13 protein-coding genes are annotated in these 10912 nt (G+C 38.1%); all 13 read right to left on the reverse strand.

The window, feature by feature from the left end:
* Positions 1–257: 257 nt before the first annotated feature.
* The 13 genes from HXT40_RS04845 to HXT40_RS04905 all read right to left on the reverse strand — a co-directional run bounded on the left by HXT40_RS04845 (position 258) and on the right by HXT40_RS04905 (position 10885).
* Positions 258–2006 (reverse strand): InlB B-repeat-containing protein, encoded by a 1749-nt coding sequence (locus tag HXT40_RS04845; RefSeq protein WP_416083527.1) that lies wholly within the window; start codon positions 2004–2006, stop codon positions 258–260.
* Between the two features lie 10 nt (positions 2007–2016).
* Positions 2017–2775 (reverse strand): hypothetical protein, encoded by a 759-nt coding sequence (locus HXT40_RS04850; RefSeq protein ID WP_064340703.1) that lies wholly within the window; start codon positions 2773–2775, stop codon positions 2017–2019.
* A gap of 453 nt (positions 2776–3228) precedes the next feature.
* Positions 3229–3747, reverse strand: coding sequence for a ClbS/DfsB family four-helix bundle protein (locus HXT40_RS04855; protein ID WP_010248268.1), 519 nt, complete (start codon positions 3745–3747; stop codon positions 3229–3231).
* Between the two features lie 155 nt (positions 3748–3902).
* Positions 3903–4196, reverse strand: coding sequence for a hypothetical protein (locus HXT40_RS04860; RefSeq protein WP_219620829.1), 294 nt, complete (start codon positions 4194–4196; stop codon positions 3903–3905).
* Positions 4197–4426: 230 nt separating this feature from the next.
* Positions 4427–6004 carry a recombinase family protein gene (locus tag HXT40_RS04865; protein WP_421777183.1) on the reverse strand — a complete coding sequence of 526 codons (1578 nt, stop codon included), beginning with the start codon at positions 6002–6004 and terminating at the stop codon, positions 4427–4429.
* 1 nt (position 6005) lies between these two features.
* Positions 6006–6416: a DNA recombinase gene (locus HXT40_RS04870; protein WP_421777184.1), complete on the reverse strand. Its 411-nt coding sequence runs from the start codon at positions 6414–6416 to the stop codon at positions 6006–6008.
* Entirely contained in the window at positions 6413–7981 is a 1569-nt protein-coding gene (locus HXT40_RS04875; RefSeq protein ID WP_421777185.1) for a recombinase family protein, read from the reverse strand. Before HXT40_RS04875 ends, HXT40_RS04870 begins: the two co-directional genes overlap by 4 nt.
* A gap of 61 nt (positions 7982–8042) precedes the next feature.
* Positions 8043–8255 carry an SHOCT domain-containing protein gene (locus tag HXT40_RS04880; protein WP_004117908.1) on the reverse strand — a complete coding sequence of 71 codons (213 nt, stop codon included), beginning with the start codon at positions 8253–8255 and terminating at the stop codon, positions 8043–8045.
* A complete protein-coding gene (locus HXT40_RS04885) occupies positions 8242–8652 on the reverse strand; it encodes a helix-turn-helix domain-containing protein (protein ID WP_004117910.1) in 411 nt (136 codons plus the stop codon). Before HXT40_RS04885 ends, HXT40_RS04880 begins: the two co-directional genes overlap by 14 nt.
* Positions 8653–8800: 148 nt before the next feature.
* Positions 8801–9721: a GH25 family lysozyme gene (locus tag HXT40_RS04890; protein WP_421777186.1), complete on the reverse strand. Its 921-nt coding sequence runs from the start codon at positions 9719–9721 to the stop codon at positions 8801–8803.
* Positions 9714–10133: a phage holin family protein gene (locus tag HXT40_RS04895; protein WP_004118368.1), complete on the reverse strand. Its 420-nt coding sequence runs from the start codon at positions 10131–10133 to the stop codon at positions 9714–9716. The genes HXT40_RS04890 and HXT40_RS04895 overlap by 8 nt, the downstream gene beginning before the upstream one ends.
* Before the next feature lie 160 nt (positions 10134–10293).
* A complete protein-coding gene (locus HXT40_RS04900; protein ID WP_016815990.1) occupies positions 10294–10665 on the reverse strand; it encodes a hypothetical protein in 372 nt (123 codons plus the stop codon).
* Positions 10646–10885: a hypothetical protein gene (locus HXT40_RS04905; RefSeq protein ID WP_410294680.1), complete on the reverse strand. Its 240-nt coding sequence runs from the start codon at positions 10883–10885 to the stop codon at positions 10646–10648. Before HXT40_RS04905 ends, HXT40_RS04900 begins: the two co-directional genes overlap by 20 nt.
* Positions 10886–10912: the final 27 nt, after the last annotated feature.

Here is a 10912-nt window from a genome sequence, read left to right on the forward strand (position 1 = left end):
CGTGTTGGATACAATGAAACCTTGACCTTGAACTCTGAAACCTCATCATTAAACTCTGAAACTATTTATAGGAATCCTGAAACTTTAACCTTGGAACTCTGAAACCTTAGCTTGGAGCATCATATTATTTCTTATTGAGAATAAGAAAGCTTACATCTCAAATAACACTTAAAAAATAGCATACAAAAAGATGGCTCTAACATATCGCTAGAGCCATCTGACAATCAACAATGTTAGTTACTTAAAACAAGCAGTGCCTACTTATTTTTATTTTCTTCCATCATTTTCTTCTTACGAAGAATTGCAAGTCCGGCAATCGAGAAACCAAGCGCTGCGAGCAATCCTGCAAACGACGCCGATTCGCCTGTCTTAGGAATCATGCCAATACGCTTTTCAGACTGCGGCTTAGGAGCCGGTGTCTCAGGCTGTGGCTTCAGTTCCGGCGTAGGCGGATTTGGAGTTGGATTCGGTGTAGGTGCTGGTGGATTCGGTGTCGGAGCTGGAGGATTTGGAGTTGGATCCGGTGTCGGCACAGAATCTTTTGTATAAATGGCATATACAGTCATATCGCCATTAACTACGCTTGCTCCCGTAAACGTCTCACCCTTACCATTTTCCTTCGTATTCCACTCCTTGAAAGTATAACCTGCCTTTGTTGGATCCTTCGGCATAGACTCATTAGTCAACGCATCAGTATCAATAGCCTTACCGGTTTCCACTTTCACCGTTGCATGCGTCTTATCGCCGTCCTTGAATGTAACCGTGCTTTGAGCAGGCTTCTTCACTTGGAAAGAATAAGAGATTTGTTTAGGCTTATTTTCTTCACCATTATTATCAAGCCCACTCGCGTCTTGTTCAGCTGCAAAGAAGAAATAATTGCGATTAGCACAGTTATTCTCTCTTGCAGTTGTTGCTTTCACAAAATTCTCTGTGGAAGAATTAGCAAAATCATAGAAACCAGACACCGTTCCACGAATTCTATATTTCTTACCTTCAATAACTGTCTTTTTCACAGATAGACCAGTTACTGAAATCATGATATTGCTAGTATCTACATTCTTAACTTCGTTAATAATGTCTTGCCATTTTTGAGTCGTTGCAGCATTATCTTTCTTCAATGTAACAATGAGTGTTTTACCATCATTTGTTTTTGTTACACTTGGAGAAAACCCCTTAATTCCGCTAATTGTAGCAGATGCATCCTTAGCTACTTCTACACCATCTGGAATATCTAACGTAAAAGCAAACTCTGCATCAACCTTACCGTAGCTATTGTGGAATTTCGCAACATCAGCGTCATTCATGCCACCAAGTCTTGTATAGTTTAGCGTCCAACCATTGAGATAACGCTTAAACCATGGGATACTAACTGAAAAATCAAGATTCAGTTTATCCCCAGGCTGTAGCTCACCAACCGCTTTGGAATCCGTTGCATCCTTGAGCTTTAGATCGCCGTATACTTTAAGGTTATCAACTGGCTTTTTAATTTCAGCTTGAGTTAATAAATCATTTTCCCCAAAACCAAATGGGTTGACACGCTTTTCAATAGGGTTTGTAGGATGTTGTCCTGGTTTCGTATCTCCTTCTGCCGTATCTTGCCCTGCGAGATAACCATATCTTTCTTCAAAGTTCATTCCAGGCAAGAACCAATACGTATTAGAGCTATTCACTATCCCCGCATTTGGAGTACTAGTCATGCCGTCTAAAGAGTTAAATGGAAAATCAGCAATCGCTGTTTTACTTGGAGAGGTTAAATACTTAGGAAATACCCCATAATAAGTTTTCCCTGTAAAACCATCGGTTATCTCTTTCTTTTCCACATCAACCCAATACGTATTCTTTAGCGCACTATCGGTCAAATATTCAGGTGCAGCAGCCGACAAATCCTTAATTAAATATGGAAGCGGTTCGCTATCATCCGCGGCAAACACTGGTGACACAAATGCTGCTGATGCAATCAATGTAGCTGATACTATCGTTACAGCCAAATTTTTTAGTAATTTCATACAAAGCCTCCTACGGTCTCTTGATTTCAAGTGACTTTAATGGGGAGGTAATGTTAACGATTGGATCACTAACTGGGTGATTGCCAAATTTGTATAATTGGCAAATTCCTGAACCAGTTATAGTTCCAAGTAATTCTTCTTTTCCTTCTACGGTATATGGGATATTTACGTTAATTTCATGCCCAGTTTGATTACGTTCACTTTCTACAAGCTTAAAGAATTCTTGATAATCATTCCAATTTCCTAATTGAATAGTGATAACAACTGAATTATCCTTTTCTACATATTCAGCCTCAATACCACTGATAGCAGATGAATTTTCCGTAGCTTTAATTCCCGTCTTATCAACGTGGAAGTTAGAAGGGAATTTTACCGTATACTGAGCAATAGGGAACTTTTCGCCTTCTCTGGACATGATTATATTTTCAAATTTCCAAGGTCCAAAACCTTGTCCTTTTATTTCTTTCTCATATACTTTGTAGGCTCCTTCAAAAAGGTCAGCAGCTTCCACGCTTGCGCTTATAGTACCTGCATAAGAGTCTTTTTGCCCTTCAATTGGAGTGACTGGAGATGCAGTTACAGTCTTACTCACATCAACGGTTCCTGTAATTTTCTTTAAGAAAAAGGATCCGCTTACATTTAATTGACTATCAACTTTATATACAAGTTGTCCTTCAGCCGCAAATGCCTGTGTAGTTCCAGCCATTACACCAAATGCTACTAATGTAGCCATCAATAAACCCATTGTCTTTTTTACTAATGTTTTCATATTTTCCTCCTTATTAATCCAATAATGTTCTTTTTATTGTTTTGAAAAATTGCATAAAAATAGGCAGAAACACATACCTATCCATCAGGTATATATTTCTGCCAATTAAAAAATTCTATGTGAAAAGAGACAGAACTACACTGTCTGTCTGTCTGTCTGTCTGTCTGTCTGTCTGTCTGTCTGTCTGTCTGTCTGTCTGTCTGTCAAGGATTTTGTCAGTCTTTTCATGGCTTGTCAACCTTTTATGCTAATTTTTCTTGTGCTAATTATACAAGAAAAAATCTATATTGACTAGCCTTTATATATTGTATATCCGTTATTTACTTGTCTATTTTCATTACGATCCCATCAAGGAAGGTAAACTCGACCTTTCCTATTGGGCAATTTAATGTAACTTTGATATTTGCAACTGCCATAAAATCCTCCTAAGTAAACTTATTTATACTTTTCTATCTATAGAACTAATTTCTTCCATTTCCTAATCTTAGTCCTAAATGTTCCAAATGGCGCTACTGTATTTACATGAATAAATTTATATACTTCCCAAGTAGCAGTTTTGGTTGCTTCATCTGCCCATTTTCTCATATGTGGTTTAAATAATTCTTCATCTGTTAATTCATCTATCATAAGATAAATTTTTTTTACATTTTCTGTTAGTTGTTCTTTTAGTTCATATAGAGATTTATGGGCATAGGTATCTGTAAACCATTGATATAATTCTCCAAGTTGATTCCACTTGAATTTATCTGATGGTGTTTTAACATCTATACCTTTTTTCTCATCTTCTTCCCATTTTAATACTAAAGTCGTCCAGCCTACTTGATAGGCAAGATTTTCTGCTGGTGTCCTATCAACTTCTTCTAGTCTTTTATCTTTTAGTTCTTCTGGTATATTGTCAAACTCTGAAATATATTTTTCAAAAGTTTTCTTTATCTCATTCTTTAATTCTTCCTTACTTTCATAAGACCTCATATGCCTACCTCCATGGTTTATATATAGATATTATCCTACCATTCTTTATATTGACCCTATTTTCTAATTGATACCTTGCAAGAAAAGAATAATAGTTGTTCCTATACCAAGTAGGAATGTAATAAATGCAGAAAGTCGTATGCTGTCATTCTTTTCTATTCAATCATTTTGAAGTGTCTCAAGGCATTCATAATGGCTTCTTCTTTTTCAGGTGTACACTGTGGAATAATTTGTTTCTCCTTTTTAGACTTGTTGTAATGTTCTCGTAATTCTATTCCACATTTCCTTTTTATCTGTGCAATATATAATGTCGAAACTTTTAATTCAAATTTATTCCAAACATATTCTTTGATTTGAGCATATGTTGCCTTACTCTCAGCACTTGTCAAATCAAACTCATCCAGCTCAATTTCAATATTTATATGCTTATCGACATCAAGTTTGGACAAAAGTGCTACCGTCTCGATGTGGATTGAGAGAACTCCAAGTATAGCTACACTTTTTTGAGTGCACACTATGGATAGTGGGTGCACTTTTTAACGATAGGAAAAGCTATCGTTAAAAGGTTTAAGATTGGCTTAATAGCTTGATTTTAGCATAAAAACAAAAAAACAGCCTAGAGATGATTCCCCCTAGGCTGACTTTTGTAACATTTCAAATGCTCACATTCTTTTGGCTTTTACGATGCCCTTTCAATATCCACACTAATCTCTGATTTAAAAGTTACGCTGAACCTGTCCTCGTAAACTTTTATTTTCTTGATGTACTTTCTTACCAGCTTCTCGTCATATTCACTAATATCATGACGTTCACTTTTCAGAAAATCTTCCATTTCTCTGATTCGTCTTTTAGCATCTTCTTGACCTGCTTTTTCTATAAGAAGCTGCTGTTTCTTACCTTTCAGTTCATCAATCTCATCAGCTATTTTCGTGTAGTCTTTTTTAGCTTTAAGCAAGGTTAGCAGTATCGCTTGTTTGTCTGCGATTTTTTTATCAACCGTTTCAATCTCGCTTAAGTTGTTGCCCGCAATAATTTCTCTAATATTATTCTTCAACGTATCCAATACTTCATCCGGTATACTAAACACCTTGTTTATGGCTTTCACTGTAGCAGACTGCAGCTCTTCCTCTTGTACTGTCGGAGCATCGCAAGCACTAGGACCGTTTTCCACTCTGGTGCAACAACGCCAGACAACAGAATGCACTCCTCGGTTGTTCCAAGCAATTCTTCTGTAAACATCCCCGCATTTAGAACAAACACATAAGCTGGATAGAGCGTACTTACTGGAATAAACTCTTCTTTTTTTGTTCTCCTCACCGCTAAACATGTTGGCTCGTCTTAACATTTCTTCTTGAACTTTAAAGAAAATATCTCTTGGAATAATAGGCGTGTGGCTATCTTTTACATAATACTGTGGTTCTGTTCCATCATTTTTTATACGAACATGGTTAATAAAATCTGTCGTGATGGTTTTTTGTAAAAGAGCATCACCAATATATTTTTCGTTTTGCAAGATGGTTTTAATATTAGACAAGTGCCATTTTAAATGCCCGGCACCGTTTTTAATGCCGTCTTTTTCAAGGCCCTCCGCTATGTCTCTAAGGCTTGCTCCTTCTAAATATTCTCTATAAATTCTTCTTACGACTTTTGCTTCCTGTTCAAGAATTACGAGATTCCCTTCATCGTCTTTTGTGTATCCTAAAAACCAGTTATGGTTGATTTGCACTTTGCCTTCCTGGTAGCGGAACTTAAGTCCAAGCTTCACATTCTGAGAAAGCGACGCGGATTCCTGTTGAGCTAAAGAAGCCATGATAGTAAGCAATAGTTCTCCGCTTGCTTCCATGGTGTTGATGTTTTCTTTTTCAAAAATGATCGGGATGTTTTTGTCTTTCAACTGCCTAACAAACTTTAAACAGTCTATAGTGTTTCTCGCAAAACGGCTAATCGACTTAGTGATAACCATGTCTACTTTGCCACTCATGCAATCGTGGATCATGTCGTTGAAACCGACACGTTTTTTCGTGCTAGTTCCTGAAATACCGTCATCAGCGTAGATACCGGCAAACTCCCAGAGAGGATTTCTTGAAATATAATCCGTATAATGCTGAACTTGCGTGTCATAACTTGTTGCCTGTTCTTCACTGTCAGTACTGACACGACAATACGCTACTACTCTTAACTTCGGCTTATCTTTATGCTTATCTACCGTATTCCCCGCTATTTTTCTTGGTGGAATAATTGTAACGTTGGCATTCATTTTACACCTCCTTGATTTGACTGTACGCGTATACTGCTTGCCGATAAGGATCATCGTATTTCTTTTCTACCTTTTCTAACTGGTAGCTTGTAATAAGCCGAATTTCCTTTATTGACTTAGGCTCTTTATAACGATGATTCCTGATAGCATTCTCATGCCTTATTTGTTGCACTTGTCTAAACATATCCTCATCGATAATCTGAGGATAAAACTCTGTTCCTAAATACAATTTCTTGCTAAGAATTTTGCCCGTGACTGGCCAAGCCCTTTTTATACCTGATTTTTTAGCAGCTTGAGAAATATTTTTAAATTCAAGATAAAAACGAAAAAACTCTCTTACTTCTTGAGCTTTTACTTCATCTATAACCGCTTTACCGTCTACTATTCGGTAACCATATGGGATGCGTGTCATGTTTCTTTCACCTCTTCTTCTAATTCCAATCCGCATTTCAAAATAAAAAGAAATCTTGTTCTGCTTTTTACTACTATGCCGTCTACAAAATCCAGAAAATCCTCATCCTTAAACTCACTAAATACTTCTGTGATGCTTACGAACCGTTGAAGTTTTTGCGCCTCGTTTAAGTGCGTTAAGTTACCGTTTAAACTGTTAGAAAGCTGAAGTTTTTCCTTAAGACAAGTATCTATTTCCGTTTTAAGCTGATTGCTTTCCAGATAGTAGGAATCCATCTCAATGTAGCCACTGGCGAAAAGCTTACTGAGTACTTGCTCTTGTTCTTGCAATTTAGCTATTTTTTCTTCGAGTTCGATAACTTTGTTCAAACCGTCTTTATTATTCACACCTCTCAAACTTTCTACGAGAGGAGTCAACATTTGAACGTATCCTGCTTTTAACTTGTTTAACATTTGCAGGAAGGAAATTTTAAGATAACTTTCCATAACAGACTTTTGTGAACAAGCATGAATATCTTCAAGATGCGTTATACAAACCCATATGCCATACGCCTTATTATGTTGATAAATTATTCGTCTTTTACACTTGCTTCCACACTCACCACAACGAATTTTAGCTGAAAACGCATAAAGCTTATTGTACTTACCACTACCACATACTATGTTATTTTCACTTCTTCTCCACGCGATAATCTCTTTTACAAGATTAAAAGTTTCATGACTGATGATAGCCTCGTGATGGTTTTCAATAACATACTGTTGTTTCTCGCCACAGTTTTTATGACGGTTAAAATTATCGTCTGTAAATGTCTTTTGAAAAATCACATCCCCTGTGTATGTTTTATTGTTCAAAATAGCATTCACGGTACTTGAAGTCCAACTTCCGCCCTTTTTAGTTGGAATCTTTTTATCGGTCAATACTCGTGCTATTGCTTCTCCACCCATGCCGGAAAGAGCCATGTTGAAAATTTCTTTTACTACCCTGGCTTGCTCGGGAACTATAATCATTTTCTTATTCTCGTTTTTATACCCATACGCAGGGCAAGAAATGACGAAGGTTCCGTTTTCGAACCGTTTTTGAATTGCCCACGTGTTGTTTTCCGAGATGGATCTTGACTCGCTTTGCGCAATAGAACTCAGGATAGAAAGCATAAGCTCTGAACTCATATGCTCGGTATCAATGTTTTCTTTCTCAAAATACAAATAAATACCGAGACCGGTAAGTTTTCTAACTATTTCAAGACAGTCAACCGTGTTTCTTGCAAGCCTACTAATAGACTTTGTAATAATCCTGTCTATCTGACCGCTCTGACAGTCTTTAAGCAGTTGTTTAAGACTTTCACGCTTACCGATTTTCGTGCCGCTAATACCCTCGTCAAAGTAAAGCCCCGCATACTCCCAGCAGGGATTAGACTTAATATAGTTTTCGTAATGCTCCTTCTGCACTTCTAAGCTGAGAAGCTGCTCATCACTATCACTAGAAACTCTCGCATACGCTGCAACCCGCGTCTTTTTCTCAAAACCAGTTTTTCGCATTGTAGAGTCTATTTTTATTATTTCTTTCACTATTTCCCCTCACTTTCAGCTAATACTATTCATCACTCTAAAAGCAGTGTTTATCAAGCTTTTAACCCAATAATTCCTTGTAAAACGGGTGAAATTTTTCCCTGTTAAGACGGCTTATTTTTTCTTTTTCTTGCTCGCTGATAAGCCCTTTTTTAAAGAGTGAAACGGTAAGTTTTTCGGCTATTTCAAAACGAAAATCCGCCTGCATACTCTCTTTTGTCCAAGCTCTCGCTTTAACATCCTTTAGCCCGTGAGCATCATTACTTATTTGCATGATGCTCACCTCCAAAACGATGTTCTATATAGCAGGCGTGGCAGCAGTATTTTCTGGTTTTATTACCGTAAGAGATAAAAGAATTTTTGCAGTTAAGACAAGCACACTCATAGTTTGCCTGTCTTTTTACCAACTGTGTATGCTTGTTCCACCACGTGTTTCTACACGCGTCAGAGCAGAAACGTTTAACTTTTCTTCCTGTGTTTTGCTTAATTGGTTTTGAACAAGATTCACATAATTCCGTCTGTGTTTTCATAGACTGGATTACGCCTAGACTATTACGTTTGCAGTAGCTTTTAATCGTATTAACGGAAACATCCATACGGTTTGCAATCTGCGTATAGCTAAGGCCTTCATCTCTTAGTAATTTGACTTGCTGTTTTTCTTTTATATTCATTTGCCTGTGCCTCCTTACATCACAGGCAAAGAAAAAACAGTGTTTTTTAACCTATTGACTTGACAATTTAACCTTAAAAAATAAAAAAAAGCCCGAGGATTGCTCCAATGTAGGAACAAGCCTCGGGCTTTACATGTTTCAAACTGTTTTACAAGAGTTCGTTTACTCGTTTTTGTACCGTATCATAATCGTATCCGGCAGAAGTTAAACGCTGTTTACGCGTGCTACCGTTACCCCACGCGCCTCGGATTGCTTCACGTGCAAGCTCATCAACCGACTTTCTACAGGCTTTAACACCGAGAAGCTCATTAACCTTATTTTGCACGCTCGCATAATCGTATCCGGCAGAAGTTAAACGCTGTTTACGCGTGCTGCCGTTACCCCACGCGCCGTTAATAACTTCTCGCGCCACCTCATCAATACTTGACGTGCGCGCAGCTTGGTCAGAGCCGCCGTTTTTACACCCGTTTAATCCAGCGTTTTTAATAATGCTCGGATAATCCACGTAAGCATAATCCATGTCAACTCTGCCGGCTACTCCAGGCACACTGCCACTTGACGAGTATTGCCAAAGACCATACGAACCCTGATAATCACAGTGCGTGTTCCACTGTGCAATCCACAAAGCGTAACGGTTTCTAACATGAGATGACACAAGATTATTAGCAGTTGAAAGCGAAGTGTAAAAACCTGCATAATACCCGCAAGCTTCCAGCTTATTGCAAAAACTGGTAATCAGCGAATCGCAGAAAACTCGCCCACGGTTAAGCTGGCTTTTCTCTTCCAAATCAAAGTAAACAGGATACTCAAAACTCTTACCTGAAAGCATGTTCACACAGCTTTGAGCTTCCTCAGCCGCCTCAAAACCAGAGTTTGCGTACGAATACCAGTAGGCTCCAACATCAAGACCGCATGTTTTTGCTTTACGATAGTTCTGTTCAAACCACTTGTCTTTGCATCCGATACCGTATCCTGCTCGAATGATCACAAACTCAACACCGGATGCTTTCACCGCGTTGAAATCAATGTCACCCTGCCATTCTGACACGTCTATTCCTTTTTTACTCATGAGTATTGTCCTTCCTGTTCTTGTCGTGTAATTGTTCTAAAACGTTTTTTAATTTCTCAGGCACGGGAAGCCCCAGGTGAGCCGCGTTTTCGGTTAAAGATAATCCTTCGTTAGATAGGTAGAAGAAAATTACTGCGGTTCTAATCACGCTTCCTTGCTTCAAAACATGAAAATCTATAATGTTTGCTATACCAACAAGCATAAAAATGAGCACCTTTCTAAAAATGCCCTTAAAACCAATGCTGCTAGACAGTTTCTTATCCGTAACAGCACACATCACGCCTGTAATATAATCCGCAACCACAAATAAAACGAGCGCGAGGATCAGCCCGTCGCACCCGCCTAAAAAGTATCCCAGCCAGCCGCCTACTAGTGTGAAAGCCAGTTGAGCAATATTCCAAAATCCTCTCATAATTCTCCTTACAAGTTTTCCTAACATTTGCCAGTACTCTTATAAAAACAAAAAACAAAAAGTAGAAAGTAATAAAAAAGGGCAGGCATGGTTTAAACCACACCTGCCCTAACATTTCAACATTTCAGCATTTCAACTGATATTATTTTTCAACACATGACTACTCCTTACCATCTTTTTCACCTTCATCAACCATTTCATCTTTTACACTTTTCCCAGCCGCTTCATCTTTTTCATCTTTTTCATCTTTTTCGTCTTTTTCGGCTTTTTCGGCTTTTATTTTCAAAATTTCGTCGTTAAGTTCGCGTTCTCTAGAGTTAAAATAGTCTTCTAACTGTTTCACATACGCTTCATATTCCATCGAGTTTTCCGCGATCACCGCCGAACGCATATCAGATAATACGCTTGCAACAATGCCTTCTATCATGTAAGTAGGTATTGGTATTTGCTTATTCAACTCGACTATTTTTTCGTTTAACTCAGCCTTATATTTTTGCACAGCTACCGCGTAGCTAATTGTCGGTTTTACCACTACTCTCCTCCAATCTTTTTAGAATAATATCCAGCTTGTGGCTGATTTCGCATAAAATTTTCGTATTATCAACTACAGGTGTTGTAATACTTTCTGTCACGTCTTTTAAGCGCGTGCCTTTATTAGCCACTATTTTGTTTGTGGGAATAATAAGTTTCTCCATAACAAATTCTCCTCCATTTCCATCCGGCTTCCGCTCAAGTTCACTTCCACGCTTCACTCGCTTCCATCAACGCTTCCACCAACG

This window comes from Gardnerella sp. DNF01180P (genome assembly GCF_049244205.1).
In the GTDB taxonomy this organism is placed as follows: domain Bacteria; phylum Actinomycetota; class Actinomycetes; order Actinomycetales; family Bifidobacteriaceae; genus Bifidobacterium; species Bifidobacterium swidsinskii.

Coding starts and splice junctions, on each gene's coding strand:
- HXT40_RS04845 (WP_416083527.1), bottom strand. CDS start 2,006: ATGAAATTACTAAAAAATTTGGCTGTAACGATAGTATCAGCTACATTG.
- HXT40_RS04850 (WP_064340703.1), bottom strand. CDS start 2,775: ATGAAAACATTAGTAAAAAAGACAATGGGTTTATTGATGGCTACATTA.
- HXT40_RS04855 (WP_010248268.1), bottom strand. CDS start 3,747: ATGAGGTCTTATGAAAGTAAGGAAGAATTAAAGAATGAGATAAAGAAA.
- HXT40_RS04865 (WP_421777183.1), bottom strand. CDS start 6,004: ATGAATGCCAACGTTACAATTATTCCACCAAGAAAAATAGCGGGGAAT.
- HXT40_RS04870 (WP_421777184.1), bottom strand. CDS start 6,416: ATGACACGCATCCCATATGGTTACCGAATAGTAGACGGTAAAGCGGTT.
- HXT40_RS04880 (WP_004117908.1), bottom strand. CDS start 8,255: ATGCAAATAAGTAATGATGCTCACGGGCTAAAGGATGTTAAAGCGAGA.
- HXT40_RS04885 (WP_004117910.1), bottom strand. CDS start 8,652: ATGAATATAAAAGAAAAACAGCAAGTCAAATTACTAAGAGATGAAGGC.
- HXT40_RS04890 (WP_421777186.1), bottom strand. CDS start 9,721: ATGAGTAAAAAAGGAATAGACGTGTCAGAATGGCAGGGTGACATTGAT.
- HXT40_RS04895 (WP_004118368.1), bottom strand. CDS start 10,133: ATGAGAGGATTTTGGAATATTGCTCAACTGGCTTTCACACTAGTAGGC.